The organism is Micromonospora alfalfae, from assembly GCF_022230925.1.
Taxonomy (GTDB): Bacteria; Actinomycetota; Actinomycetes; order Mycobacteriales; family Micromonosporaceae; genus Micromonospora; species Micromonospora alfalfae.
Map to the genome: position 1 here is coordinate 62337 of NZ_JAKKFH010000032.1, position 24152 is coordinate 86488.

Sequence of the window (24152 nt, forward strand, 5' to 3'; positions counted from 1 at the left end):
TCGAAAAGTGGACTTGACCTGCTGCTTCGCCGGCCGAAGGAGCCGGCCGGATCAGTGACGGAGCGTGCGAATCAGGTCGAGCACCTGGCGGGTCACCGGCCGCAGGACCCGGAGCCGGGACAGCGCCACGAGCCGGTCGATCAGTGGTACGGCCCCGTCGATGAGCTGGCGGGTCTTGGTCTGGCCCGGCGATCGGTCGTGCACCCAGTAGAGGATCACGCCCATGTACGCGAGCCAGAGCAGCTCGGGCAGCTGTGGGCGCAGTTCGGCGTCGACCTTGGCCGTCGATCCGGTCAACACCTCGCCGAAGAGGTCGATGGCCGCCTGTCGGGGGCCGGAGGACTCCGCGGAGAAGGGGCTCAACGGGGAGGTGGGCTCCGCCGCCGTCTTGAAGAAGGTCGCCGCGAATCCGTGTGAGGGAGTCAACACGTCGATCCCCGCGTGCAGCACCCCGGCGAGCCGGGGACCGAACGCCTCCTCCCGGTCGAGCACGGGCTGCGCGGCGGCCCGGTGCTCGACCTGGGACTGGGCGTAGAACTCCTGAATCAGGTGGTCCTTGGAACCGAAGTAGTAGTAGGCGTTGCCGACCGCCACGCCGGCCTCCTGCGCGATCGCCCGCATCGTGGTCTGGGCGTACCCGCGTTCGCGGAACAGCCGCATCGCGGTGTCCCGGATCAGCTGCCGGGTCTGCTCGCCTCGGGCGGTGGCTGGGTCACCCGCAGTGGTCGTCTGCGCAGGCTGTTCGGTCATCGGGGTCACCGTATCCCGCCGGTTCGTCGGTCGGCTCGGCCCACGGGTCGCGGATCCGCTCCCGGATCGCCGAGGCGGCGGCCACCGTCTGCCGGGCGAGGGGCAGCAGGTGTGGTCGGGCCAGCCGCTCGGCAGTGGACCGGTGGTCGGTCAGCGCCCAGAGGCAGGCGAACCAGGCGCCGTCGCCCGCGTACACCTCGCCGGTGTCGGCGATCACCGTGAGGTCGCGCAGCGTCGCGTCGTGGTCCAGGCCGGGGAAGCGCCGCCGGGCCTCGGCGGACCCGGCCGGCACGAACTCCAGGGGTACGAGCTGGGCGCGGGACGACAACCAGCGGCGGGCGGCGCGGCAGAGTGGGCAGGCCGCGTCGAACAGGACGGTGAACCCCCGGATCCCACCGCCGGAGTGAGCGGTGGGATCCGGGAGCCGACCGCCGCCACCGGTCGGGGGCACTGTCATCGGGTTGGTGGGTTGTTCGTCGGGCCGACGCCCGGCTGCGGACCGGCCGGCTGAGGTCCGGTCGGGTGCGCGCCGGTCGGCTGTGGTCCGCCCGGGTACGCGCCGACCAACTGCGATCCGGGAGGGGCGGACTGCATGGGGAGTCGGCCGATCGGGGCGAGCGGGGGGTGGGTGGCGAGCTGGCGGAGTCGGTTTCGGCGGTAGCGGCCGAGCGCGAAGACGTTGAAGAAGTGCAGCGCGCCGAGCACCAGCAGCACCAGGCCGATCTTGAGGGACAGCTCCTCCATGGCCTGGCTTGTCGAATCGACTGGGTCGGAGTGCTTCATCGCCACCGTGACGTAGCCGAGGTTGAGCAGGTAGAACCCGACCACCAGGAGACTGTTGACCGCTTGGGCGAGTCGTTTCTCGGCGAAGACCTCCTCCAGGAAGACCAGCCCGTTGCGGGACAGCGCTCGCGCCACCCAGATGGTCAGGCCGACGCTGACCGCCAGGTAGATCACGTACATCCAGACCTTGATGTCCATGTGGACGCCCTTCTTGAACGTGTTCAACTACCGATGTCATCAGACTAGGGCCGTTGTTGAACATGTTCAAGAAGTGGCGACCAGTGACTGTGGACACTCCTGCGCGGCGCTGGAGCGCGACACCCGGCCGAGCGTCTCCGCCCGGCCGGAGAACGCCGTGGCTCAGCCGGCCAGACCGAGCACCTCGGCCGCTGCGCGACCGTTGGCGTGGCTCGCGCCGTAGGTGGTGACGAAGGCGCGGACGCCTGCTGGCCGCCACTGTGCCGGCCAGCCCATCTCCACCACTGTCACGGGGTGCTGGGCGGCCAGGTCGGCGATCAGCTCCGGGCCGCCGGGCAGCCGGTGCAGGTGTCGCCCGACCAGCACGATGGGACGATCACCGGCCAATCCGCGCAGCGTGTCCGGGTCGGTCTCGGCGGCGATCACCCGGATCTCCGGCACCCCGTCCAGGTGCGGACCGAGGCCCCACGGCACCCGACCCTCGGCGATCGTCGACTCGGTGTGCAGTTGCACCACCAGTGGCTGCTCCAGGCCGGTGAGCAGGCCGTCCACCCGGACCGCCCGGCGCGCCGCCGCGTACCCCAGCTCGGTGTCGCCGGTGACCGGCGACCCGCTGGCGGCCCGGGTCCAGGCGGCGAGATCGGCGGCGCGGCCGGCCGCCTCCTCGACCCGCGCCCTCGCCAGCCGGCCGTCGGCGAGCGCGTCGACGATCTCGGCGGCCACCCGCTCGACCAGTTCGGCGTCCACCTTCGCGCCGATGCAGAGCAGGTCGGCACCCGCGCTCAGGGCCCGGACCGCGGCCGGCCCGACCCCGCCGGCGGCCACCGCGGCACCCTTCATCTCCAGCGCGTCGGTGATGACGGTGCCGGTGAAGCCGTACTCGGTGCGCAGCAGGTCGACAAGGACGGCCCGGCTGAAGGTGGCCGGGTCGGCGCCGGTGAGCGCCGGCACCCGGATGTGCGCGGTCATCACGGCCCGCGCCCCGGCGGCGACGATTGCCGCGAACGGCGGTAGGTCCCGCTGGCGGAGCAGGCCCAGCGGGGCGTCCACTGTGGGCAGTTCGTGGTGGGAGTCGGTGACCGTGGCACCGTGCCCGGGGAAGTGCTTGGCGCAGGCGGCCACGCCGGCAGCCTGCAACCCGGCCACGGCGGCGGCCGAGTGGGCGGCCACCCGCACCGGATCCGCGCCGAAGGACCGGGTGCCGATCACCGGGTTGTCGTCGGCGGTGTTGACGTCGACAGTGGGGGCGAGGTTGACGGTGATGCCGAGCGCGGCCAGTTCGGCGCCGATCGACTGGTAGACCCGTCGGGTGAGCGCCACGTCGCCGATCGCACCGAGGGCGGCGTTACCGGGGTACGGGCTGCCGGTGGCGTGCGCCAGCCGGGTCACGTCGCCACCCTCCTCGTCGATCGCGATCAGCGCGTCGGGTCGACCGGCGCGCAGCGCTGCGGTGCTCGCCGCCACCTGCGCGGGGTCGTGCACGTTGGTGCCGAACAGGGTGTGCCCGGCCAGCCCGTCGGCCAGCAGGTCGACCGCCCAGTCGGGCGGGACCGGTCCCGGGTACGCGGCCAGCAGCGTGCCCAGCGCGAGCCGGCGCAGTCCTGGATCCAACCCCACGTGATCTTCCCCCTTCGGTGCCCCGCGGGTACGAAACGTCGTACCGGTGGTGGTCCTGGCCCTGCCGACTTGGCGGAGCGTCCCACAGTCGAGTGGCCGTTACGCTACGGCTACCCGTTCGCAGGTAGGTTTACAGTTAGCAAAGTTTACTAAAACTAGAGGACGTGTCATGAGTGCGACCCGGCTGCCCGGCACCCCCCGTCTGTTGCGGGCGCTCAACGACCGTGCCGCGCTGGAACTGCTCCTCGAACGCGGCCCGCTGACCCGGGCTCGACTCGGCGAGCTGACCGGGCTGTCGAAGGTCACCGCCTCGCAACTGGTGGAGCGGCTGGAGGAGCGCGGCCTCGTCGCGCGGGTCGGCGAGCAGGCCGGCGGGCGGGGGCCGAACGCCCAGCTCTACGCCGTCCGCCCGGGCAGCGCGCACGTGGTCGGCGTGGACGTCGGGCCGGACCGGGTGGTGGCCGCCTGCGCCGACATCACCGGTGCGGTCATCGGCCGGGTGGAGCAGTCGACCCGGGACACCGACGACCCGGTGGGCGTGGTGCACAACGCCGTCGTGCAGGCGGCGAGCAGCGCCCAGGCGCAGCTGAGCAGCGTACGACGGATCGTGCTCGGTACGCCGGGCCTGGTCGACCCCGGCACCGGCGACATCACCTTCGCCTTCAATCTGCCGCGCTGGCACAGCGGTCTGCTCGCCGCGTTGCGGGACGACCTGCACACACCGGTGGTCTTCGAGAACGACGTCAACCTGGCCGCGGTGGCCGAGGCGCAGTCCGGCGCAGCGCAGGGGTTGTCGGACTTCGTGCTGGTCTGGGTGGGCGCCGGCGTCGGTCTGGCGATCATGCTGGGCGGGCGGTTGCACCACGGCAGCAGCGGCGCGGCCGGCGAGATCGGCTACCTGCCGGTGCCCGGCGCGCCCATTCCGCGAGACGTCTCCCGTCGTGCCAAGCCGGCCTTCCAGCAGCTGATCGGTGCGGACTCGGTGCGCGCTGTGGCCCGCGAGCACGGCTACCCGGACGCCGACGCCGCCGAGGCGGTCCGCGCGGCCGTCGCGGCCGGTGCCGACGGTGGTCCGATGCTCGACGAACTGGCCCGTCGGCTCGCGCTCGGCGTGGCCAGCACCTGCGTGGTGCTGGACCCACCGCTGGTAGTGCTCGCCGGTGAGGTCGGCCAGGCCGGTGGCGCGGCGCTCGCCGACCGGGTGCAGCAGGAGGTCGCGGCGATCACCCTGGTCCAGCCGCGAGTGGTGCCGACCGGGCTGACCGAGGAGCCGATCCTGCACGGCGCGCTGCGCACCGCCCTGGACGCGGTACGCGACGAGGTGTTCGGCTCCACCGTCGGCTGAGCCCGTCGCGGCGGTCACATGAAGGAATATTTCACCGCTACATGGTTAGTCGCAAGCTCTTGCCGGTTCCGGCCCGCCGGGGGGAGCCCGAAGGCCGCGTCAGCCCCCCGGCGGACCGAAACTCAGATCAGGTCGCGGCGACGGAACACGGCGAACGCCGCCGCGGTCAGCCCGCCGGTCACCGCGACCAGCACCAGCAGCGCCGGACCCCAGGTCAGGCTGTAGAGGCCCGAGCAGTAGCCGGTACCCGAGGTGCCGGCACAGAGCCGCGGGTCGAAGAACCGCGACTCGCCACTGAGCCACGCCCCGATGTAGCTGGAGAGCATCAGTTGGTCCGACCGTCGGACGTCGATGATCTCCAACACCAGACGGCCGCCCAACTCCCACACCACCGCGTACGCCGCCACCGCCCCCAGCGCCGCAGAGGTGTGCCGACCCAGCGTGGCGATCGCGAAGCCCACAGCCGAGGCCAGCAGCACCAACACCAGGCCCCGTCCGTGCACCGCACCGAGCGAACGCCAGAAGCCGTCGTCCAGCCGGCCCGGCAACCCGGCGCTCTGCCCGATCATCCAGAACGTGGCGAGGTAGGCCACCGACGCCAGCAGGGACAGCACCAGCACCGAGCCCAGCAGGGTGCCCAACTTGGCCGCGAGCACAGTCAACCGGCGCGGTCGCCAGAGCAGCAGATTCACCACACCGCCCGAGTTCAGATCCGCGCCGATGTAGGAGGCGCCGACCAGGAACCCGAACATCACCAGGAACGCGATCAGGAAATGGAGCAACGACTCGGCCTGCTCAGCGAAGCTGAACACCCCCGGCAGGAAGTCGGCGGCGATCGGCAGCCGGTCCTGCCGGATCGGGTCGAGGTCCGCGCAGTCGGCGAAATACTCGCTCGTGTCGGTCGGCGACCTTTCCTGCAGGCGGGCCAGGCACTCCTGGTGCGTGGTCTCCATACTCCGTCGCGCGTCGACGGCCTGCTGCCGCGCCGAGTTCAGTTCAGTGGCGGTCGGCTTGTGGGAACCGGCGAGCGTCGTCGCCGCCGTGACGGCGAACGCCAACACCAACAGGACGACCATGAGCTGCACGAAGCGACGCGCGGACAGTCGCTCCAACTCGGCACGCACCAGGTTCACGCGTCCACTCCCCGATCGAGGTCGATCACAGCTTCGCCCTGCGGCAGCGACGAGTCGCCGACCTGCCGGGGCACCGACGAATGCTCGTACGCGCCGGTCAGCTCCAGGAAGACGCTCTCCAGATCCGGCCGCAGCGGCGTCAGCTCGCCCACCCACAGACCCTGCTCACCGAGCACCCGGCTGACCACCGTCGGGTCGTCCACCCCGCTCACCACCAACGCTGCGCCGTCCACGACCGCCGTCAGCTCGGCCGCGTGCAGCAGCTCGACGGCCCGCTCCGGCTCGGCCACCCGGACCAGGAACTCGTGCCGGTCGTGGCCCGCCAGCACCTCGTCCACCCGACCGGTAGCGACCCGCCGCCCCCGGGAGATGATCGTGACGTGGTCACAGATCAGCTGGATCTCGCCCAGGATGTGACTGGACACCAGCACTGTCACCCCGTTGGCCGCCAGCGACCGCGTCAGGTCGCGCATCTCCCGGATGCCCGCCGGGTCCAGCCCGTTCGCCGGCTCGTCCAGGATCAGCAACCGCGGGTCCTTCAACAGCGCGGACGCCACCGCCAGACGCTGCTTCATGCCCAGCGAATAGCCCTTCACCCGCTCATCGCCCCGGTCGTACAGGCCCACCAGATCCAGCACCTCGTCCACCCGCGAGACCGGCACCCCACCGGCGCGGGCCAACAACCGCAGCGTGCGGTGGCCGGTGAAGTTGCCGAAGAACTGCGGGCTCTCCACGATTGCGCCGACCTGACCCGCCACCCGGGGCAGCAGCTCCGGCGACGGTTCGCCGAGCACCGTCATCCGGCCGCTGTCGGCGCGTACCAGCCCGAGCAGGGCCCGCAGGGTGGTGGTCTTGCCCGAGCCGTTGGGGCCCAGGAAACCGTGGACCTGGCCCGCCTCGACCAGCAGATCGAACCCGTCCACCGCCACCCGTCGGCCGCTGCGCAGGCTGTGGAAGGTCTTGCGCAGACCCTCGATTTCGATGACCGCGCTCATCCGCGCGGCTCCGTACGTCGGCGGGGCATGGGCCGTCCTTCGGGCTTGGTGATCAACGACACGGCGCTTCACCCTATGGCTGAGGTGCCGCCCATGGGGGGCACCGAGGCGCTGCGTGGTTGGATGGTGTGGTGACTGGTGACCTGATCCCCGGCGCTGCCGGCGCCGCGCCTGCCGCCGCTTTCGTGGACCCGGATCTGGTGGTCAGCCTCGACGGCGTCGGCGTACGCCGCTCTGGCACCGCCCTCCTACAGGACCTGACCTGGCGCGTCGAACTGGACGAGCGGTGGGTCGTGCTCGGCTCCAACGGTGCCGGCAAAACCACTCTGCTCAACCTCGCCGCCGGTCGGCTGCACCCCACCACTGGTGTCGCGCACGTGCTCGGCGAGCGGATCGGCCGCACCGACGTCAACGAGCTGCGTACCCGGATCGGGCTCACCACCGCCGCGATCGCCGAGCGGCTGCCCGCCGACGAGCGGGTCAGCGACGTGGTGGTGACCGCCGCCTGGTCGGTGGTCGGCCGTTGGCGGGAGAACTACGACCGTGGCGACGAGGCGCGGGCGCGGGCACTGCTGAGTCAACTCGGCGTCGGTGGGCTCGCCGAACGCCGCTACGGGACCCTCTCCGAGGGTGAGCGCAAGCGGGTGCAGATCGCCCGTGCCCTGATGACCGACCCGGAGCTGCTGCTGCTCGACGAGCCCGCGGCCGGGCTCGACCTGGGCGGTCGGGAAGACCTGGTCGCCCGTCTGGCCGAGCTGGCGTACGACCCGGACGCCCCGGCGATGGTGCTGGTCACCCACCACGTCGAGGAGATCCCGCCCGGGTTCACCCACGCGATGCTGCTGCGCGAGGGTGGGGTGGTCGCCCAGGGCCTGCTCGCCGAGACGCTGACCGGTGACAACCTCTCCAAGACCTTCGGGCTGCCACTTGTGGTCGAGCGGTCGGGCGACCGCTTCACGGCTCGCGCCGCCTGAGCGCCGGAAGGGCGGAGACGGCCGTGCCGCAGACCCGGGTTGCCGTGGTGGGCAGCGCCAACATGGACCTGGTCGCGATGGCACCCGCGCTGCCTCGACAGGGCGAGACCATGCTCGGCACCGACTTCGTGATGGTGCCCGGCGGCAAGGGCGCCAACCAGGCCGTGGCCGCGGTCCGGGCCGGCGCCTCCTGCGCCTTCCTCGGCGCGATCGGCTCGGACGCCTTCGGCGTCACCCTCAAGGCCCGCATCACCGCGGCCGGCGTGGACACCAGTCAGCTTCGGGTGGTCTACGGCGCCTCCGGAGTGGCGCTGGTGATGGTCAACGCCCAGGGGGAGAACGCCATAGTGGTCACCCCGGGCGCGAACGACGCCCTGGTCGGCCTCACCGAGGAGGAGCTGACCACTGTGCGTGCGGCGGACGTCCTCGTCGCCCAACTGGAGATCCCGGTGCAGACCGTGGCGGCCGCCGCGGTGGCCGCCCGCGAGGCCGGCACCAGGGTCATCCTGAACGCCGCACCGGCGCGGGACCTCCCACCCGAGTTGCTCGCCGCCGTGGACCTGCTGGTAGTCAACGAGGGTGAGGCGCAGGCGCTCGCCGGCCGGGGTCGGGAGGAGCCGCGCGCGCTGCTCGACCTGACCCCCCGGGCCGTGCTCACTCTTGGCGGTGAGGGCGCCTGGTACGTCGACCGGGACGGCACCGAGGTGCACGTGCCGGCGGTACCTGTCGACGTGGTCGACTCCACCGCCGCCGGTGACGCGTTCACCGCCGCGCTGGCCGTCGGCTGGGGCGAAGGGCGCGACCTGGTCGACGCGGTGCGCTGGGCGTCGGCGGCCGGCGCTGCCTGCGTTCGTAAGCTCGGGGCCTCGGTGGCGCTACCGCAACGCGCCGAGATCGACGAGCTGTACGTACCTGCCTGACCGCACCCGCAGCACACCGGCCGGCTCGCCCGTGCGGGCCGGTCGTCAGGCGACGGGCTCGTCGGTGAGCTTCTCGCCGCGTCGGCGCAGCATGCCCAACCCGGGGATGCCGGCCACGGCGAGCTTCAGGTCGCGGGTCACGTCCAGCAGGTCGTGCAGGTCCGGCCCGACCCGGTCCAGCGTGGCCAGGATCGGCAGGATGTCCGCCGTCAGGTGTTCCTTGAGCTTCGGCAACTCGTCGATCAGGTGGATCGCCGCGCTGATCTCCTCGTGGCTCAGCTCCTCCACGAACCGCCCGGCCATCGGCGCGGCCCGGCGCAACGCCGGCTCGTACGCCGCCAGCAGTTCTGCCGCCGTGGCGGCGGCCTCCGTCGCGGTGCCCACCGTGGTGGCAGCGCGGTTCGCGACCCGGTCGGCCTCCGCGACCACAGTGCCTGCCACCCGGGAGACCCGGTCGGCCTCGGCGACCACCACTGCGGCGGCGGTGGCCACCTCGGTCGCGGTGTCGATGGCGGTGGTCGCGGCGGCGCTGATGACTGCCACCTCGCGGACCGCGGCCTCGGCGTCGGTGAGCACCTGATCGGTCCGATCCAGTGTCGTTTCGATCCGGTCGACCACGCCGTTGATCCGGGCCAGCAGCACCTCCACCCCGTCCAGTACGGCGAACGCGCGGGCGGGCACGGCCGCCATCGAGGCCGCGGAGCCGAGCGCCTGGTCGAGAGCGGAGCGGGTCAGGCCGACCACGGCGGCCGGGGTGGGGAGGGGAATCGCCATGGGGTCAAGTGTGCGTCGGCCGCACCACAACCGCCCGACGGAGCCGGTCAGCGGGGCCGTCGACCGGCGGTGGCGGCGCGGGCCACCCGCAGCGCCCACCAGATCAGCGGCACCTGCAACGGCACCCTGCCGTACGCGATGGCCCGCTTCGTCGGGCGGCGCTCGCGCCAGTCCACTGCCATCTTCACGTTCGCCGGTAGGACGGCGACGAAGAGTGCGGCGGCGGCCCGACCGCCGGCCCGCCGGGTGGCCGGGTTCGCGACCGTCGCCGCCACCGCCAGTTCGGCGACGCCGCTGGCGTACGTCCAGAATCGGGGCGGGCCGGGCAGGACGCGCGGCACGATCGGGTCGTAGACGCCGGGTCGCAGCAGGTGGGTGACGCCGGCCGCCGCGAGCAGGCCGGCCAGCGCGACTGCCTCGCCGCCGCGACGGGTGGTCATCGATGGTCCCCCTGCTGTTCGACGGCGCGCTGCACGGCCCGGTAGATCTGCCCGAACCGTAGCGCGTCCGGGGTGCGCACCAGCAGATCCTCCCGGCCGTGGTGCTGCACCCACAACTCGTGCACGTGGCTGCCGCGTTCGTAGGAGCGGTCCAGCCAGCCGAGGGGGATCTCCAGGAACGGCAGCGACACCAGCGCCCCGACCGCGCAGGCGGCGAGGATGATCAGCGCCAGCTGCCAGTTGCCCCGATCCTGAGCCGACCAGGCCAGCGACAGCACGCAGACCACGGCGACCAGCGGCGGCAGCGAGAGCAGCAGGACCAGGACACCGCGCCCCAGCACACGGCCGCGCACGGCGAGAGTTTTCTGCCCCCGGGCGTGCCAGACGAACGTCACGTCGGACAGGGCGATCACCTGACCGCCCGCCCGGATCGACTCGGAGGTCACCTGCACCGCGTCGTCCCGGTAATAGAGGGTCATCACTAAGCCTAACCACCGCCAGGCAAACCTCGCCTCGCGCGGACCGCGGCGCTTGGCCTTCTTCGCAGAAGATCGGCGCTTCCTCGCAGAGGATCCGACGGGCCGCCCGACGGTAGCGGTGGTGTTGCGGCGGTCCTTTGGAGCTGAATCGTCTGCGACATCGCGCCCCGCCGCGCCCCGCCGCGCCGCGCCCCGCCGGGCCGTGGCCTTGCGAACTGCGGCGGTACGGCACAGCGGCACCGCAGGCCCTCGGTCCGATTCGTTTTCGATATCAGCTCCATAGGCGCTGCGGGAACGTTGCGCCCGCGCGCCCGCTGCGGGAACGCCGCGCCCGCGCGCCCGCTGTGCCGGTCTCACCGGTGGGGACCGGCCCTCGGTCAGGTCGGGACGTGCGGCGGAACCAGGCTGACTAGCGGCGGGTGCCGGGGCGGGCCGGTTGGCTGTGCTCCACCGCGCGCTGCACCGCCCGGTAGATCTGCCCGAAGCGCAGCGCGTCACCGGTGCGCAGCAGACGCACCGGCTGACCCCGCCAACGGGCCCAGATCTCCAGTTGGCGGCTGCCCCGGGCGTACGAGCGGTCCAGGTGTTCGAAGAGGAAGTCGGCGACCGGCCCGACGGCCAACCCGACCAGCACCGACGCGCCGACTATCGCGATCGTCACTGTGGGTGAGCGGTGCAGCCAGACGGCCACACCGATGCCGAGCACCGCGGCGACCAGCGGGCCGGCGAGCGCGGCACCGATCGCACCCCGCCCCACCAGCACGCGCCAGGAACGGGTGCCACGGCGGTGCCAGATCATCGTGATGTCGGCCAGCTGGTAGCTGCGACCGTCGACACGGAGGGTGGTGGAGGTGACCTGCACCGACTTGTCGTCGTAATACGTGATCATGGCTGGACTCCCGCCCACGGGGCTGACACCACACTACTTACCCAAACGAGCCGGGTCGTAAGGTTGGCACGCGACTTCGACGAGGAAGTGAGGGCAGCGTGGGCGAGTTCGTTCGGCTGGAGACCACTGACGGCATCGGCACGATCCGGCTGGAACGGCCGCCGATGAACGCGCTCAACACCCAGGTGCAGGAGGAGTTGCGCGCCGCCGCCACGGCGGCCACCGCCGACCCCGAGGTCCGCGCCGTCATCGTGTACGGCGGGGAGAAGGTCTTCGCCGCCGGCGCCGACATCAAGCAGATGGCCGACATGTCCTACGTGGACATGGCCGATCGGGCGGCGAACCTGTCCAGCGCGCTCGGCGCGATCGCCCGGATCCCCAAGCCGGTGGTCGCTGCGATCACCGGGTACGCCCTGGGTGGCGGCTGTGAGCTGGCGTTGGCCTGTGACTGGCGGGTGGTCGCCGAGGACGCCAAGCTCGGCCAGCCGGAGATCAAGCTGGGCATCATCCCGGGTGCCGGCGGCACCCAGCGGCTGGCCCGCCTGGTCGGCCCGGCCCGCGCCAAGGACCTGATCATGTCGGGGCGGATGGTGGACGCGCAGGAAGCGCTGCGCATCGGCCTGGCCGACCGGGTCGTCCCGGCCGCCGAGGTGTACGACACCGCCGTCGCGCTGATCACCCCGTACCTGACCGGGCCGGTGCAGGCGCTGCGCGCGGCGAAGCTGGCTGTCGACGGTGGCCTGGACATGGATCTGAACTCGGGCCTGGCCTGGGAGAGTCAGCTCTTCGCGGCGCTGTTCGCCACCGACGACCGGCGCGAGGGCATGGCGGCCTTCGTCGAGAAGCGCAAGCCGCGCTTCACCGGCCGCTGATCCGACACCGCCCGACCCGGGCCGCTGATCCGACACCGCCCGCCCCGGCGGCGCCCTGACCTTGGCAACGTCCGGTGGCCGGGGCCACGGTCGCAGGGCCATGTGACTGGCCGGTAACCTGTGATCCCGGCCACGGACGATGGGAGCGACATGACGGAGCGGATCGAGGGTCACGGCGGCGAGTTGGCGCTCGCGGCACTACGCGCGCACGGCGTACGGGAGATGTTCACGCTGTCCGGAGGGCACGTCTTCCCGCTCTACGACGCCGCGTACAAGACCGACTTCCCGATCTACGACGTCCGGCACGAGCAGTCCGCGGTCTTCGCCGCCGAGGCGGTGGCCAAGCTCCAGCGCCGCCCCGGCCTCGCCGTGCTCACCGCCGGGCCCGGTGTCACAAACGGCATCTCCGGCATGACCAGCGCGTTCTTCAACGCCTCGCCGGTGCTGGTGCTCGGTGGGCGTGCGCCCGCGTTCCGCTGGGGCTCGGGCAGCCTCCAGGAGATGGACCACCTGCCGCTGGTCGCCCCGGTCACCAAGCACGCCGAGACGGTGTTCAGCACCGACGACATCCCGCGTGCGGTGGGTGCGGCGCTGAACGCGGCGCTCACCCCGCACCGCGGCCCGGCCTTCCTCGACTTCCCGCTGGAGACGGTCTTCTCGGTCGCGGAGGCCGAGCTGCCCACCGTGACGGGTGTCGACCCGGTCGCGCCGGACCCGGAGGAGGTCGGCCGCGCGGCGATGCTCATCGCCGGTGCGCAGCGGCCGGTCATCATCGCCGGCTCCGACGTGTACGCGGGCGACGCGGTCGCCGCGCTGCGTGAGGCGGCCGAGGCGTTGCAGGTGCCGGTCTTCACCAACGGCATGGGTCGCGGCTCGCTCCCGCCGGAGCACCCGCTGGCGTTCGCCAAGGCCCGACGGGCTGCGCTCTCCGGCGCCGACGTGGTCGTGGTGGTGGGCACCCCGCTGGACTTCCGGCTCAGCTTCGGTGACTTCGGTGACGCCAAGGTGGTGCACATCGTCGACGCCCCCAGCCAGCGGGCGACGCACGTCCAGCCGGCCGTCGCGCCCGCCGGTGACCTGCGCCTGATCCTCTCCGCGCTGGCCGATCACTCCGGCGATCGGGCCGACCACGCCGACTGGATCGCCGACCTGCGCGTCGCCGAGGACGCGGCGAAGGCTCGGGACGCCGCGGAGATGGCCGCCGAGACCGACCCGATCCGACCGGCCCGGATCTACGGCGAGCTGCGTCGGGCGCTCGCCCCGGACGCGATCACCATCGGCGACGGCGGCGACTTCGTGTCGTACGCCGGACGGTACCTGGAGCCGGCCCAGCCCGGCACGTGGCTGGACCCGGGCCCGTACGGCTGCCTGGGCACCGGCATGGGTTACGCGATGGGCGCCCGGGTCAGTCACCCGGACCGGCAGATCTGCGTGCTGATGGGCGACGGCGCGGCCGGCTTCTCGCTGATGGACGTCGAGTCGCTGGTCCGCCAGAAGCTGCCGGTGGTGATCGTCGTCGGCAATAACGGCATCTGGGGGCTGGAGAAGCACCCGATGCGGGCCATGTACGGCTACGACGTGGCCGCCGACCTCCAGCCGGAGCTGCGCTACGACACGGTGGTCAGCGCGCTCGGCGGGGCGGGGGAGACGGTCGCCAAGGCGGCCGATCTGGGCCCGGCGCTTCAGCGGGCGTTCGACTCCGGGGTGCCGTACCTGGTGAACGTGCTCACCGACCCGACCGACGCGTACCCCCGGTCGTCGAACCTGGCCTGAGTCGCACCCGCCGCCGCCGTCGCCCCTGCGGCGGCGGCGGCGCGTTCACACCTCCGGTCGGTCGCCCTCCCGCGGCGGCTCACCGTCGCGGCGGCGCAGGTCGTCCTCGCGTCGCCGCAGGTCTTCCTCCCAGCGTTGGAACAGCTCCTGGTCCTGCTGCTGGGCGCGTTCCTCGACGGAGCGCAGGAACTCCGGGTCGTCGTCGGGAGCCACCGGCCGTGGGCGCTGCCGCTCGCCGCCGCCGCCCGGCCAGCCGTTGCGGGCGCCGGGGCTGGGCTCCCGGCCGACGATGAACCAGGCGATCGAGCCGACCAGCGGGAAGAACAGGATGATCAGCACCCAGGCGATCCGGGGAAGGGCACGGATCTTGCCCTCCTCGGCGGAGAGGCAGCTGATCAGCGCGCAGACGGCGAGGACAATCTGCACCAGGAAGAGGAGTACGCCAAGCCGGGCCATGCACCCATGATGACGCACCGGCGCGCGTCACCACAGTCCGCGCAGCACCAGCAGCACTCCCAGTGACGCCAGCACCACAGTGCCCACGGTGACCAGGGGAAGTGTCCGGCCGCCGGTGCGGGCCGGACCGGTGCCGGTGCCCCGAGGCCAGCAGAGCACCAGCAGGGCGCCCCATACCAGAACGGTGCCACCGGCGATCAGCGCACCGGTCGGGTCGCCGGTCGACGCCAGCCGGACGGCGAGCACTGTCACCACTGTCACCGTGAGCAGGGTGCGCCGCCAGGCCAGCCGGGTCCGCTCCGGTTGCAGCCCCGGGTCGCGTCCGGCGCTCACCGCCCGCCGACCGCCCGCATCAGGACGGCGGCGACCAGCAGCAACGCGCCGACGCCGACGGCGAGCGCCAGGATGGCGGGGAACCGGGACGCCGGCAGCTCCTGGCCGAGCCGGATGGCCCGCTCGGTACGCGCCCAGTGGTCCACCGCACGGACCGCGACCGCCGCGCCGAGCAGCAGCAGCGCCACTGCGATCACCTCACGCAGGTGACTCATCGGCAGGGGCGGCAGGAACTGCGCGGCGGCCAACCCGCCTCCGACCAGCGCCAGACCGGTGCGCAGCCAGGCGAGGAAGGTCCGTTCGTTGGCCAGCGAGAAACGGTAGTCAGGTGTCTCACCGACCGAGCCCAGCTCCGCCGGGTCGAACCACCGCTTGATCGCCTCCCACACAGTGGGAGAATATCCGCTTCCCATCCCGCTTAGCCTGGTCCGGTGACTGATCTCGACGTGCAGACGCTGCGGACCGCCTACGACAACCAACTCCGCCCGGAGATTCCCGACCCGGTTCCGGCCGGGGTCACTGTGGAGCGGGACGGGCCGCTGGTCCGCATCATCGGGCTCGACGCCGGCGGGTTCCTCACCTACCGCGACCTGGGCGGTTTGACCGGTGACGCGCTGGACGAGCTGATCGCCCGGCAGGTGCGGCTGTTCCGCGAGCGCGGCCTGTCGGTCGAGTGGAAGCTCAACGAGCACGACGAACCGGCGGACCTGGCGGATCGGCTACGCGCCGCCGGCTTCGTGCCGGAAGACCGGGAGACCGTCGTGGTCGGCCCGGTAGCGCCGCTGGCCGCCGCGCTGCCGGTCACCCCCGAGGGGGTACGCCTACGTGAGGTGACCTCCCGGGAGGATCTGGAGCGGATCGCCGCCATGGAGGAGGAGGTCTGGCAGGCGGACCGTTCACATCTCGTCACCGGGTTGGCCAAGGAGATCGACGCCGACCCGAACTCGATCACAGTGGTGGTGGCCGAGGCCGACGGGACCGTGGTGAGCGCCGGCTGGGTGCGGTTCCCGGCGAACACCGGCTTCGCCACGCTGTGGGGTGGCTCGACGCTGCCGCAGTGGCGGCGCAAGGGCATCTACCGGGCGCTGGTCAACCACCGGGCGCGGCTGGCCGAACAGCGGGGTCGCACGCTCATGCAGGTCGACTGTTCCGAGGACAGCCGGCCCATCCTGCAGCGACTCGGCCTCGTCCCGGTCACTACCACCACCCCGTACGTCTACACTCCGTGATCATGGAGCAGCGGTTGACGGACGAGGAGCGGTTGACCCTCAAGACCGGTGCCTTCGGCGCCGTCTTCCTGGTCTCCAACGCAGACCCCGGTGTGCTGGGGGTGATCCGGGAGAGCATCGCCGCGTCCGGCGCGTTGGCCGGTGCCAGTGGCACCGTCAAGGAGGCGCTGACCACCGGCCCGCTGCCGCGACTTCCCCGGGACTCGCAGCTGGAGATCGAGTCGGTGGTGCTGCCGGCGCTGGGGCAGGCGGTGCGGATCCTGCGCGAGAAGTCCCCACGGGATGTGGACGCGTACCGCGAACTGGTGTTGGCCGCTGCGGACCAGGTGGCCCGCGCGCACGACGGAGTGGCACCCACCGAGGCGGCGGCCATCGACCAGATCCGGGTCGCGTTGGCCGAGCCGGCCTGACCGGCGGCGCGTCGGTGAGCTGTGTCACTCTGAGTGCTGCCGGAGCGCAACCTACTGGCAGGTAACATTGCGCCGTGGGCAACTGCACAACCGCCCGCGGTTGACCTGGCGTCGACCGACGCGCGACGCTGCGCCCCAGACCGGGCGAGCGAATCGCAACACCACACAGGAGGGTCGTCGAAGCGCGATGAACATCGTCGTACTCGTCAAGCAGGTGCCTGATTCGGGCGCGGACCGCAACCTGCGCAATGACGACAACACCGTCGACCGCGGTTCGGCGAACAACGTGATCAACGAGATGGACGAGTACGCCATCGAGGAGGCGCTGAAGATCAAGGAGGCGCACGGCGGCGAGGTCACCATCCTGACCATGGGTCCGGACCGGGCGACCGAGTCGATCCGCAAGGCGCTCTCCATGGGCCCGGACAAGGCAGTGCACGTCCTCGACGACGCCCTGCACGGCTCGTGCGCCGTCGCCACCTCGAAGGTGCTCGCCGCCGCTCTCGGTCAGCTCAATGCCGACCTGGTCATCTGCGGCGCCGAGTCCACCGACGGCCGGGTCCAGGTCATGCCGCACATGATCGCCGAGCGGCTGGGCGTCGCGGCGCTCACCGGTGCCCGCAAGCTCACCGTCGACGGCGCGACGCTGACCGTCGAGCGGCAGACCGAGGAGGGCTACGAGGTGGTCACCGCCGCCACCCCGGCCGTGGTCTCCGTCTGGGACACCATCAACGAGCCGCGCTACCCCTCCTTCAAGGGCATCATGGCCGCCAAGAAGAAGCCGGTGCAGACGCTCTCGCTGGCCGACCTCGGGGTCGCGGCCGACGAGGTGGGCTTCGACGGCGCCACCAGCGCCGTCGTCGAGCACACCAAGCGCCCCCCGCGCTCCGGCGGCGCCAAGATCACTGATGAGGGCGAGGGCGGCGTCAAGCTTGTCGAGTTCCTCGCCACCGAGAAGTTCGTGTGAGAGGGGGGTCTGACATGTCCGAGGTTCTCGTCGTCGTCGAAGCCACAAAGGAATTCGGCGTCAAGAAGGTCACCCTGGAAATGCTCACCCTCGCGCGTGAGCTGGGCACCCCGAGCGCTGTGGTGCTCGGCGGCGCTGGCGCCGCCGAGGCGCTGAGCGGCAAGCTGGGCGAGTACGGCGCGGAGAAGATCTACGCCGCCGAGGGTGACGAGATCGACGGCTACCTGGTGGCCCCCAAGGCGACAGTGCTTGCCGAGTTGGTCAAGCGGGTGCAGCCGGCCGCCGTGCTGCTGGCGTCGGCCCAGGAGGGCAAGGAGATCGCCGCCCGGCTCGCCGTCAAGCTCGACAACGGCATCCTGACCGACGTTGTCGGCCTGGACGCCGACGGCACCGCGACCCAGGTTGCCTTCGCCGGCTCCACCATCGTCAAGTCCAAGGTCACCAGGGGCCTGCCGTTGGTCACCGTCCGGCCCAACTCGGTCACCCCCGCCCCGGCAGCGGCCACCCCGGCGATCGAGCAGCTCAGTGTGTCGGTCACCGACACCGACAAGCTGGCCACTGTCGTCGAGCGGGTCGCCGAGCAGAAGGGCTCCCGCCCCGAGCTGACCGAGGCCGGCGTGGTCGTCTCCGGCGGTCGGGGCGTCGGCAACGCCGACAACTTCAAGCTGGTCGAGGAGCTGGCCGACCTGCTCGGCGGCGCCGTCGGCGCGTCCCGCGCGGCCGTCGACTCCGGCTTCTACCCGCACCAGTTCCAGGTGGGCCAGACCGGTAAGACGGTCTCCCCGCAGCTCTACGTCGCCCTCGGCATCTCCGGTGCCATCCAGCACCGGGCCGGCATGCAGACCTCGAAGACCATCGTCGCTGTCAACAAGGACGGCGAGGCGCCGATCTTCGAGCTGGCCGATTTCGGGGTGGTGGGCGACCTGTTCAAGATCGTCCCGCAGGCCGCCGAGGAGATCCGCAAGCGCAAGTAAGCCAGCGATACGACAGTGGCCGCCCGTTCGAATGGGCGGCCACTGCCGTAGCGGGAGCTGATCGGCGAGCCGGGGAGCTGAGCCGGCCCGCCGATCAGCCCGTCAGGGAGCCCCTCAGCAGACTGTCGCCGGAGTGGCGGGTGTTGTTGTCGTACTGCTCCGCGGAGACGTCGACCACCGAATAGCTCTTGAGGTCGACATTCGGGGGCAGGGGTAGCAGCGCGTCCGAGCCGCCACCCAGGGTGCCGACCGAGAACATCTCCATCGTCGTCGGGTTGATGAGCCAGACCTCGTAGTACCCCGCGACGCTCGGGAGATTCGCCACATGCAGATGTAGTTGGCCGTCCCGGAAAACCCGGGCGTCACCAGTGGCCGTCGGCGGGGTCGCCCCGTACGCGGCCAGCGGCGCGCTCGCCACCACCACCGGCGTCGGAGTGGGCGTCGGATCGTCCGGTCGGAGCACCGAGACGGTGCCCACCACGCCGACCGCCGCGGCAGCGGCCGCTGTCACCGCGGTGGCCACCCAACCGGACCAGCCGCGACCCCGACGGGACCGCCGCGCCGGGTCCAGTCGGGTCACCGTCGCCTCGGCCGCCGCGCCGAAACTCTGCTCGGTAGTGGTGAAGTCGGCCTGCTCGGTCGTCGTGGTGTCGGCCTGCTCGGGCACCCGGTGTCGACGGGTCTCGGTCAGCAACGGCCCGGCCTCCGCGGCCCTGACCTGGGCTTCGATGCCCTGCCAGACGTGCTCCGGCGGGTCGGGCAGGTCGGCCAGGCCCTGCGTCTCGGTGCCGAGCCCCGCCACCTGCTGAAGGCTCGCGACCTCCGCCCGGCAGAGCGCGCAGGTGCCGAGGTGGGTGCTCTCCCCGTTGTCCGCCTCGCTCTCACCGAGTGCCAGAAATACCAGCCGGTCGTGGTCCAGGTGCTGCACCGTCCACCTCCCATCTGCGCTTCAAGCTCGCCATGCCGCGTCGGATGTGACTCTTCACGGTGCCCAACGGCACGCCGGTCACAGTGGCTATCTGCTGGTGTGTCAGGTCGTCGTAGAAGGCCAGCTCCAGCATCCGTCGCTGGTCGTCCGGGAGGCGAGCCAACTCGTCGGCGATCACCAACCGGTCCACCACGCGGTCCGGATCCGGCTGGGTCTGCGCCGGCTCGGGCAGTTGTCGGACCGTCTCCACCACCCGGGTCTCCCGGGCCGAGGCGCGCATCCGGTCGATCACCTTCCGCCGGCCGATGCCGAGCAACCAACCGATCAGCGACCCCTTGGACGGGTCGAACGTGTCGCGACCCAGCCAGGCGGCGACGAACGTCGCCTGGGTGACGTCCTCGGCGTCGCTGCGGTTCGCCAGCATGGACGTGGCCAGGTGAAGCACGGCACGACCGTAGCGGTCGTACGCCTCGCGGAGCGCCACGTCGTCACCGTCGCGGAACCTGCGGTCGAGGTCGTCCACCGGAGGATCCGGTTCCTGTCGTAGCGCCGTCATCGGGCGGCTCGCCTTCGATGGGGCATGCCCGACTGTAGCTGCCACAGTCTCCGCCCCACTTCCCCGGTCGATGTCATCTCACCAGCTATTCGTCCCCGGACCCCGCTGCGGATGCGGTCGTGGCCAAAAAAGAAAAGTGCCTCCGGGGCGCATCCGCCCGTCCGAGAGCCGGCGTAACCCGTTCTGCAAGCCAGGCCTGACGAATCAGCACCAAATACCAGGAGGCAGACATGCAGCTCTCGTACTTCCGTCGGGTCGCCGCGGGCGGCGCGGTCGCCGCGCTGGCCTTCGCCGGCGTCGGTGCCCTCACCGCCAGCCCCGCGTACGCCGCCACGTCGAAGGTCTCCGTCGTGCACGGCATTCCGGACACCCCGGTCGACGTCTACGTCAACGGCAAGAAGACGCTCGACAACTTCAAGCCCGGCGACGTCGCCGGCCCGCTGAACCTGGAGGAGGGCGACTACGACATCGCGCTCACCAAGCCGGGCGAGCCGATCGGCAGCGCGATCCTCACCGTCGACAACGCCGCGGTGCCGGGCGGTGCGAACATCAGCATCGCGGCCCACCTCGACGCGGCCGGCAAGCCGAAGATCACCCCGTTCGTGAACGACGTGTCGAAGGTCGACGCCGGCAAGGCGCGGCTGATCGTCCGGCACACCGCCGCCGCCCCGGCGGTCGACGTGCGCGCCGGTGGCACCCCGGTCTTCGAGGGCCTCACCAACCCGAACGAGGCCAAGGGTGACGTCGACGCGGGCGAGGTGAAGGCGGACGTGGTGCTGGCCGGCACCGACACCGTCGCCATCGGCCCGGCGGACCTCAACCTCAAGGAGGGCACCGCCACGATCGTCTACGCGATCGGCTCCGCCGAGGGCAAGACCCTCGACGTGGTGGCCCAGACCATCACCGGCCTGCACTCCGCCCCGGGCGGCGTGCCCAGCGGTGACGGCGGCCAGGCCGGCACGGGCGTGGACACCTGGTGGTACGTGCTCACCGGTGCCGGCGTACTCCTGCTGCTTGGTGGTGGGGTGCGGATGGCGACCGCGCGGACCGGCCGCAAGTGACGGTGCGCAATCGCGGCGCGCTGGCGGCCCTGGCCGCCGGCGTTGCCGCGCTCACCGCCGCCGCTCTGGTGGCGTGCGCCAACCAGCCGGCCGGGACGGTTGGAGCCGAGGAGGCGAGCACGCTGGCCAGCCCCGCACCGACCGCCGCCAGTGCCCCGTCGGTGCCGGTCACCGCGGGTGAACTGCCCGCCGGTCCGAAGATCATCCCGCCGGTACGGCTGCTGATCCCGGAGATCGGCGTCACCGCCACCGTCAACGCTGTCGGCATCAACGAGCGGACCAACGAGTTCGAGGTGCCGCCGAGCGTCGATCAGATCGGTTGGTACCGCTACGGCCCCGGCCTGGAGGCCGAGGCCGGCTCGGTGGTCATCGCCGGCCACGTGGACAGCGCCAAGCAGGGCAAGGGGGCGTTCTTCCGGCTGCGTGAGCTGGACCAGGGCGACACGTTGACAGCGACAGGCAGCGACGGCGAGGCGAGGCGCTACCGGGTCGTCGCCCGGGAGGAGTACGCCAAGACCAGGATCCCGCTGGACCGGTACTTCGCCCGTGACGGCAAGCCGCGGCTGACCCTGATCACCTGTGGTGGGCCGTTCGACGCCAAGGCGCGCAAGTACCGCGACAACATCGTCGTCACCGCCGTGCCCGTCTGACCAGGTCCGCGCGCATCGGGCCGGGGTGGAGTTCCACCCCGGCCGTTGCGTGCAGTCCCCTCCGGCATCCGGTCCCCAAGGTGTCGGCCGTACGCTGAACGGCGATGGCTTACCTGGATCACGCGGCGACGACTCCCATGCTCGATGAGGCACTGGAGGCGTATGTCGCTACCGCCCGCGAGGTCGGCAACGCGTCCTCCCTGCATGCGTCGGGCCGCCGTGCCCGCCGCCGGGTCGAAGAGTCACGCGAACAGGTGGCGGCGGTGCTGGGCGCCAGGCCCTCTGAGGTGATCTTCACCGGTGGTGGCACGGAGAGCGACAACCTCGCGGTCAAGGGCGTCTTCTGGGCCCGCCGAGCAGCCCGGCCCGACCGCCGCCGGGTGGTCTCCAGCGCCGTCGAGCACCACGCGGTGCTGGACGCTGTCGACTGGCTGGCCCAGCAGGAGGGCGCCGAGGTCGGCTGGCTGCCGGTCGATGCCGTCGGTCGGCTCGACCCGCAGACCCTGCGCGCCGAGTTGGCAGCGCACGCCGACCAGGTGGCCGTGGTCACCGCGATGTGGGCGAACAACGAGGTGGGCACCGTCCAGCCGGTGGCCGAACTGGCCGCCGTCGCCGCCGAACACGGTGTGCCCTTCCACACCGACGCCATCCAGGCGGTTGGTCAGGTGCCAGTCGACTTCGGCGCCAGCGGGGTCGCCGCGCTGACCGTCACCGGGCACAAGCTGGGCGGCCCGACCGGGGTGGGCGCGCTGCTGCTCGCCCGGGACGTGCCGGCCACGCCGCTGCTGCACGGCGGCGGCCAGGAACGCGACATCCGCTCCGGCACCCTGGACACCGCCGGCATCGTCGCCTTCGCCGTCGCGGTGGAGACGGCAGTGAAGGGTCAGCAGGAGTACGCGGCCCGGGTGGCAGCGCTCCGCGACGACCTGATCGAGCGGGTCCGCCAGGCGGTGCCCGAGGTGATCTACAACGGTGACCCGACCGATCGGCTGCCCGGCAACGCGCACTTCTCCTTCCCCGGCTGCGAGGGCGACGCGCTGCTGCTCCTGCTCGACGCGCAGGGGATCGCCTGCTCGACCGGCTCCGCCTGCTCGGCCGGCGTGGCCCAACCCTCGCACGTGCTGCTGGCGATGGGCGCCGACGACGACCGCGCCCGGTCCTCGCTGCGCTTCACCCTGGGCCACACCAGCACCCAGGCCGACATCGACGCCCTCGTCGCGGCCCTCCCGGCAGCGGTCGACCGAGCCCGCCGAGCCGCAGCCCTCCGCACCCCCCGCTAACCCCCACCCTCGCCCCGCCCCGCACCCCGCACCCCGCGCCCCCGCCCCCGCCCCCGCACCCCCGCCCCCGCCCCCGCCCCCGCGATCTTGCACTTTCGGTTGTCCGTTCGCGCCTTGTGCGGCATATGTCGCCGCAGAAACTGCAAGATCGCGCCGGCGGGCGGGGCGGGGCGGGCGGGTGGGCGCGGCTGTTCGGGGGGTTGCGGGGCTGGTGGATAGGGTTGTCGTGGGGGAACGGGCGGAACGGGGAAGGGGAGTGGGTCGGTGAGGGTTCTGGCGGCGATGTCGGGTGGGGTTGACTCGGCAGTGGCGGCGGCGCGGGCGGTGGCGGCCGGGCACGACGTGACCGGTGTGCACCTGGCGCTGGCCCGCAACCCACAGACCTATCGGACCGGCGCGCGCGGCTGCTGCACCCTGGAGGATTCCCGGGACGCCCGGCGGGCGGCCGACGTGATCGGCATCCCGTTCTACGTGTGGGACATGGCCGATCGCTTCCACGAGGACGTGGTCGACGACTTCGTCGCCGAGTACGCCGCCGGTCGTACGCCGAATCCCTGCCTGCGCTGCAACGAGAAGATCAAGTTCGCGGCGGTGCTGGACCGGGCGGTGGCCCTGGGCTTCGACGCGGTGGTGACCGGGCACCACGCCCGCCTCGGCGCGGACGGACTGCTGCGGCGCAGTGTCGACCTGGCCAAGGACCAGTCGTACGTGCTCGCCGTGCTCACCCGCGAGCAGCTCGACCGGTCGATCTTCCCGCTCGGTGACTTGACGAAGGCGGAGGTCCGCGCCGAGGCCGCCGAGCGTGGCCTGGCCGTGGCCGACAAGCCGGACTCACACGACATCTGCTTCATCGCCGACGGGGACACCCGCGGCTTCCTGGCCGGCCGGCTCGGTGAGACGCCCGGCGACGTGGTGGACGCGTCCACCGGCGCGGTCGTCGGCAGTCACAGCGGCGCGTACGCGTACACGGTGGGGCAGCGTCGCGGGTTGCACCTGGACCGGCCCGCCCCGGACGGCCGGCCACGCTACGTGCTCTCCATCACGCCGAAGACCAACACTGTGACTGTGGGCCCGGCCGAGGCCCTGGACGTGTCCGACGTGCACGCGGTACGTCCGGTCTGGACCGGCGGCGCCCGTCCGGACGCCCCGGTCGAGTGCGAGGTGCAGTTGCGCGCGCACGGCGAGGTGGTCCCCGCGACCGTCGCCCTCGACGGTGACCGGCTGCACGCCGAGCTGCGCCGACCGGTCCGCGGCGTGGCCGCCGGTCAGGCCGTGGTGGCGTACCGACCGGACCCGGCCGGCGACGTCGTCCTCGGCTCCGCGACCATCACCGGCTGACCGCACGGCCTGGGTGTCCGCGGGATAG

At 72.0% G+C, this 24152-nt stretch carries 28 protein-coding genes; 13 read left to right on the plus strand and 15 right to left on the minus strand.

What is annotated here, in order from left to right:
- Positions 1 to 51: 51 nt before the first annotated feature.
- The 4 genes from MED01_RS24845 to MED01_RS24860 form a co-directional block, all read right to left on the minus strand.
- Complete coding sequence (locus MED01_RS24845; protein WP_112582130.1) at positions 52 to 750, minus strand: TetR/AcrR family transcriptional regulator; 699 nt, start codon at positions 748 to 750, stop codon at positions 52 to 54.
- Entirely contained in the window at positions 713 to 1207 is a 495-nt protein-coding gene (locus MED01_RS24850; protein ID WP_238670958.1) for a thiol-disulfide oxidoreductase DCC family protein, read from the minus strand. Before MED01_RS24850 ends, MED01_RS24845 begins: the two co-directional genes overlap by 38 nt.
- On the minus strand, positions 1204 to 1758 hold the full coding sequence (locus tag MED01_RS24855; RefSeq protein ID WP_238670959.1) for a hypothetical protein: 555 nt from the start codon (positions 1756 to 1758) through the stop codon (positions 1204 to 1206). The genes MED01_RS24850 and MED01_RS24855 overlap by 4 nt, the downstream gene beginning before the upstream one ends.
- A gap of 135 nt (positions 1759 to 1893) precedes the next feature.
- Positions 1894 to 3348 (minus strand): glycoside hydrolase family 3 N-terminal domain-containing protein, encoded by a 1455-nt coding sequence (locus MED01_RS24860; RefSeq protein WP_238670960.1) that lies wholly within the window; start codon positions 3346 to 3348, stop codon positions 1894 to 1896.
- A gap of 169 nt (positions 3349 to 3517) precedes the next feature.
- Here MED01_RS24860 and MED01_RS24865 point away from each other — a divergent pair, with 169 nt between their 5' ends.
- Positions 3518 to 4693 carry an ROK family transcriptional regulator gene (locus tag MED01_RS24865; RefSeq protein WP_238670961.1) on the plus strand — a complete coding sequence of 392 codons (1176 nt, stop codon included), beginning with the start codon at positions 3518 to 3520 and terminating at the stop codon, positions 4691 to 4693.
- A 122-nt stretch (positions 4694 to 4815) separates the two neighbouring features.
- Here MED01_RS24865 and MED01_RS24870 read toward each other — a convergent pair whose 3' ends face one another.
- Both MED01_RS24870 and MED01_RS24875 read right to left on the minus strand, forming a co-directional pair.
- Positions 4816 to 5826 (minus strand): ABC transporter permease subunit, encoded by a 1011-nt coding sequence (locus tag MED01_RS24870; protein WP_238670962.1) that lies wholly within the window; start codon positions 5824 to 5826, stop codon positions 4816 to 4818.
- The gene (locus tag MED01_RS24875; protein WP_238670963.1) at positions 5823 to 6821 is read right to left on the minus strand and encodes an ABC transporter ATP-binding protein; all 999 of its coding nucleotides are present in this window, start codon (positions 6819 to 6821) and stop codon (positions 5823 to 5825) included. The genes MED01_RS24870 and MED01_RS24875 overlap by 4 nt, the downstream gene beginning before the upstream one ends.
- 131 nt (positions 6822 to 6952) lie before the next feature.
- Between MED01_RS24875 and MED01_RS24880 the strand changes: the two genes are divergently transcribed.
- Positions 6953 to 7795, plus strand: a complete 843-nt coding sequence (locus MED01_RS24880) for an ABC transporter ATP-binding protein (protein ID WP_091397101.1) — start codon at positions 6953 to 6955, stop codon at positions 7793 to 7795.
- A 23-nt stretch (positions 7796 to 7818) separates the two neighbouring features.
- Positions 7819 to 8715, plus strand: a complete 897-nt coding sequence (locus MED01_RS24885) for a ribokinase (protein ID WP_238670964.1) — start codon at positions 7819 to 7821, stop codon at positions 8713 to 8715.
- 45 nt (positions 8716 to 8760) lie between these two features.
- Here MED01_RS24885 and MED01_RS24890 read toward each other — a convergent pair whose 3' ends face one another.
- The 4 genes from MED01_RS24890 to MED01_RS24905 all read right to left on the minus strand — a co-directional run bounded on the left by MED01_RS24890 (position 8761) and on the right by MED01_RS24905 (position 11297).
- The gene (locus MED01_RS24890) at positions 8761 to 9489 is read right to left on the minus strand and encodes a hypothetical protein (RefSeq protein ID WP_238670965.1); all 729 of its coding nucleotides are present in this window, start codon (positions 9487 to 9489) and stop codon (positions 8761 to 8763) included.
- Positions 9490 to 9536: 47 nt separating this feature from the next.
- Positions 9537 to 9929, minus strand: a complete 393-nt coding sequence (locus MED01_RS24895; protein ID WP_238670966.1) for a DoxX family protein — start codon at positions 9927 to 9929, stop codon at positions 9537 to 9539.
- Positions 9926 to 10408, minus strand: a complete 483-nt coding sequence (locus MED01_RS24900; RefSeq protein WP_238670967.1) for a DUF6232 family protein — start codon at positions 10406 to 10408, stop codon at positions 9926 to 9928. Before MED01_RS24900 ends, MED01_RS24895 begins: the two co-directional genes overlap by 4 nt.
- A 409-nt stretch (positions 10409 to 10817) precedes the next feature.
- The gene (locus tag MED01_RS24905) at positions 10818 to 11297 is read right to left on the minus strand and encodes a DUF6232 family protein (RefSeq protein WP_238670968.1); all 480 of its coding nucleotides are present in this window, start codon (positions 11295 to 11297) and stop codon (positions 10818 to 10820) included.
- Between the two features lie 98 nt (positions 11298 to 11395).
- Here MED01_RS24905 and MED01_RS24910 point away from each other — a divergent pair, with 98 nt between their 5' ends.
- Positions 11396 to 12169, plus strand: a complete 774-nt coding sequence (locus MED01_RS24910; RefSeq protein WP_238670969.1) for an enoyl-CoA hydratase/isomerase family protein — start codon at positions 11396 to 11398, stop codon at positions 12167 to 12169.
- 150 nt (positions 12170 to 12319) lie between these two features.
- A complete protein-coding gene (locus MED01_RS24915) occupies positions 12320 to 13942 on the plus strand; it encodes an acetolactate synthase (RefSeq protein ID WP_238670970.1) in 1623 nt (540 codons plus the stop codon).
- Between the two features lie 45 nt (positions 13943 to 13987).
- On the opposite strand, the gene MED01_RS24920 is transcribed toward MED01_RS24915, so the two are convergent.
- From MED01_RS24920 to MED01_RS24930, 3 genes are read right to left on the minus strand one after another with little or no spacing between them, the layout of a single operon-like run.
- Positions 13988 to 14398, minus strand: a complete 411-nt coding sequence (locus MED01_RS24920; RefSeq protein WP_238670971.1) for a PLD nuclease N-terminal domain-containing protein — start codon at positions 14396 to 14398, stop codon at positions 13988 to 13990.
- A 27-nt stretch (positions 14399 to 14425) separates the two neighbouring features.
- Positions 14426 to 14731, minus strand: coding sequence for a DUF202 domain-containing protein (locus tag MED01_RS24925; RefSeq protein ID WP_238670972.1), 306 nt, complete (start codon positions 14729 to 14731; stop codon positions 14426 to 14428).
- Positions 14728 to 15120 (minus strand): YidH family protein, encoded by a 393-nt coding sequence (locus tag MED01_RS24930; RefSeq protein WP_238671081.1) that lies wholly within the window; start codon positions 15118 to 15120, stop codon positions 14728 to 14730. Before MED01_RS24930 ends, MED01_RS24925 begins: the two co-directional genes overlap by 4 nt.
- A 42-nt stretch (positions 15121 to 15162) precedes the next feature.
- Between MED01_RS24930 and MED01_RS24935 the strand changes: the two genes are divergently transcribed.
- From MED01_RS24935 to MED01_RS24950, 4 genes are all read left to right on the plus strand, one after another.
- Complete coding sequence (locus MED01_RS24935) at positions 15163 to 15960, plus strand: GNAT family N-acetyltransferase (RefSeq protein WP_238670973.1); 798 nt, start codon at positions 15163 to 15165, stop codon at positions 15958 to 15960.
- Positions 15957 to 16370: a hypothetical protein gene (locus tag MED01_RS24940; protein WP_238670974.1), complete on the plus strand. Its 414-nt coding sequence runs from the start codon at positions 15957 to 15959 to the stop codon at positions 16368 to 16370. Before MED01_RS24935 ends, MED01_RS24940 begins: the two co-directional genes overlap by 4 nt.
- Positions 16371 to 16557: 187 nt before the next feature.
- Positions 16558 to 17337 carry an electron transfer flavoprotein subunit beta/FixA family protein gene (locus MED01_RS24945; protein ID WP_112582103.1) on the plus strand — a complete coding sequence of 260 codons (780 nt, stop codon included), beginning with the start codon at positions 16558 to 16560 and terminating at the stop codon, positions 17335 to 17337.
- A 14-nt stretch (positions 17338 to 17351) separates the two neighbouring features.
- A complete protein-coding gene (locus tag MED01_RS24950) occupies positions 17352 to 18311 on the plus strand; it encodes an electron transfer flavoprotein subunit alpha/FixB family protein (protein WP_238670975.1) in 960 nt (319 codons plus the stop codon).
- A 94-nt stretch (positions 18312 to 18405) separates the two neighbouring features.
- Here the strand turns inward: MED01_RS24950 and MED01_RS24955 are convergent, their stop codons facing one another.
- Positions 18406 to 19239: an anti-sigma factor gene (locus tag MED01_RS24955; protein WP_238670976.1), complete on the minus strand. Its 834-nt coding sequence runs from the start codon at positions 19237 to 19239 to the stop codon at positions 18406 to 18408.
- Complete coding sequence (locus MED01_RS24960; RefSeq protein ID WP_238670977.1) at positions 19193 to 19795, minus strand: RNA polymerase sigma factor; 603 nt, start codon at positions 19793 to 19795, stop codon at positions 19193 to 19195. Before MED01_RS24960 ends, MED01_RS24955 begins: the two co-directional genes overlap by 47 nt.
- A gap of 230 nt (positions 19796 to 20025) precedes the next feature.
- Between MED01_RS24960 and MED01_RS24965 the strand changes: the two genes are divergently transcribed.
- From MED01_RS24965 to mnmA, 4 genes are all read left to right on the plus strand, one after another.
- Positions 20026 to 20856 (plus strand): DUF4397 domain-containing protein, encoded by an 831-nt coding sequence (locus MED01_RS24965; protein ID WP_238670978.1) that lies wholly within the window; start codon positions 20026 to 20028, stop codon positions 20854 to 20856.
- Complete coding sequence (locus tag MED01_RS24970) at positions 20853 to 21506, plus strand: class F sortase (RefSeq protein ID WP_238670979.1); 654 nt, start codon at positions 20853 to 20855, stop codon at positions 21504 to 21506. The genes MED01_RS24965 and MED01_RS24970 overlap by 4 nt, the downstream gene beginning before the upstream one ends.
- A gap of 104 nt (positions 21507 to 21610) precedes the next feature.
- Positions 21611 to 22786, plus strand: a complete 1176-nt coding sequence (locus tag MED01_RS24975) for a cysteine desulfurase family protein (RefSeq protein WP_238670980.1) — start codon at positions 21611 to 21613, stop codon at positions 22784 to 22786.
- A gap of 264 nt (positions 22787 to 23050) precedes the next feature.
- The gene (gene mnmA / locus MED01_RS24980) at positions 23051 to 24124 is read left to right on the plus strand and encodes a tRNA 2-thiouridine(34) synthase MnmA (protein WP_238670981.1); all 1074 of its coding nucleotides are present in this window, start codon (positions 23051 to 23053) and stop codon (positions 24122 to 24124) included.
- Positions 24125 to 24152: the final 28 nt, after the last annotated feature.

Excerpts from the sequence above, each read along its gene's own strand:
- MED01_RS24950 (WP_238670975.1), top strand. The coding sequence starts at position 17,352 with ATGTCCGAGGTTCTCGTCGTCGTCGAAGCCACAAAGGAATTCGGCGTC.
- MED01_RS24965 (WP_238670978.1), top strand. The coding sequence starts at position 20,026 with ATGCAGCTCTCGTACTTCCGTCGGGTCGCCGCGGGCGGCGCGGTCGCC.
- MED01_RS24865 (WP_238670961.1), top strand. The coding sequence starts at position 3,518 with ATGAGTGCGACCCGGCTGCCCGGCACCCCCCGTCTGTTGCGGGCGCTC.
- MED01_RS24890 (WP_238670965.1), bottom strand. The coding sequence starts at position 9,489 with ATGGCGATTCCCCTCCCCACCCCGGCCGCCGTGGTCGGCCTGACCCGC.
- MED01_RS24895 (WP_238670966.1), bottom strand. The coding sequence starts at position 9,929 with ATGACCACCCGTCGCGGCGGCGAGGCAGTCGCGCTGGCCGGCCTGCTC.
- MED01_RS24960 (WP_238670977.1), bottom strand. The coding sequence starts at position 19,795 with ATGACGGCGCTACGACAGGAACCGGATCCTCCGGTGGACGACCTCGAC.
- MED01_RS24900 (WP_238670967.1), bottom strand. The coding sequence starts at position 10,408 with ATGACCCTCTATTACCGGGACGACGCGGTGCAGGTGACCTCCGAGTCG.
- MED01_RS24920 (WP_238670971.1), bottom strand. The coding sequence starts at position 14,398 with ATGGCCCGGCTTGGCGTACTCCTCTTCCTGGTGCAGATTGTCCTCGCC.
- MED01_RS24850 (WP_238670958.1), bottom strand. The coding sequence starts at position 1,207 with ATGACAGTGCCCCCGACCGGTGGCGGCGGTCGGCTCCCGGATCCCACC.
- MED01_RS24945 (WP_112582103.1), top strand. The coding sequence starts at position 16,558 with ATGAACATCGTCGTACTCGTCAAGCAGGTGCCTGATTCGGGCGCGGAC.
- MED01_RS24905 (WP_238670968.1), bottom strand. The coding sequence starts at position 11,297 with ATGATCACGTATTACGACGACAAGTCGGTGCAGGTCACCTCCACCACC.
- MED01_RS24875 (WP_238670963.1), bottom strand. The coding sequence starts at position 6,821 with ATGAGCGCGGTCATCGAAATCGAGGGTCTGCGCAAGACCTTCCACAGC.
- MED01_RS24845 (WP_112582130.1), bottom strand. The coding sequence starts at position 750 with ATGACCGAACAGCCTGCGCAGACGACCACTGCGGGTGACCCAGCCACC.
- MED01_RS24915 (WP_238670970.1), top strand. The coding sequence starts at position 12,320 with ATGACGGAGCGGATCGAGGGTCACGGCGGCGAGTTGGCGCTCGCGGCA.
- MED01_RS24975 (WP_238670980.1), top strand. The coding sequence starts at position 21,611 with ATGGCTTACCTGGATCACGCGGCGACGACTCCCATGCTCGATGAGGCA.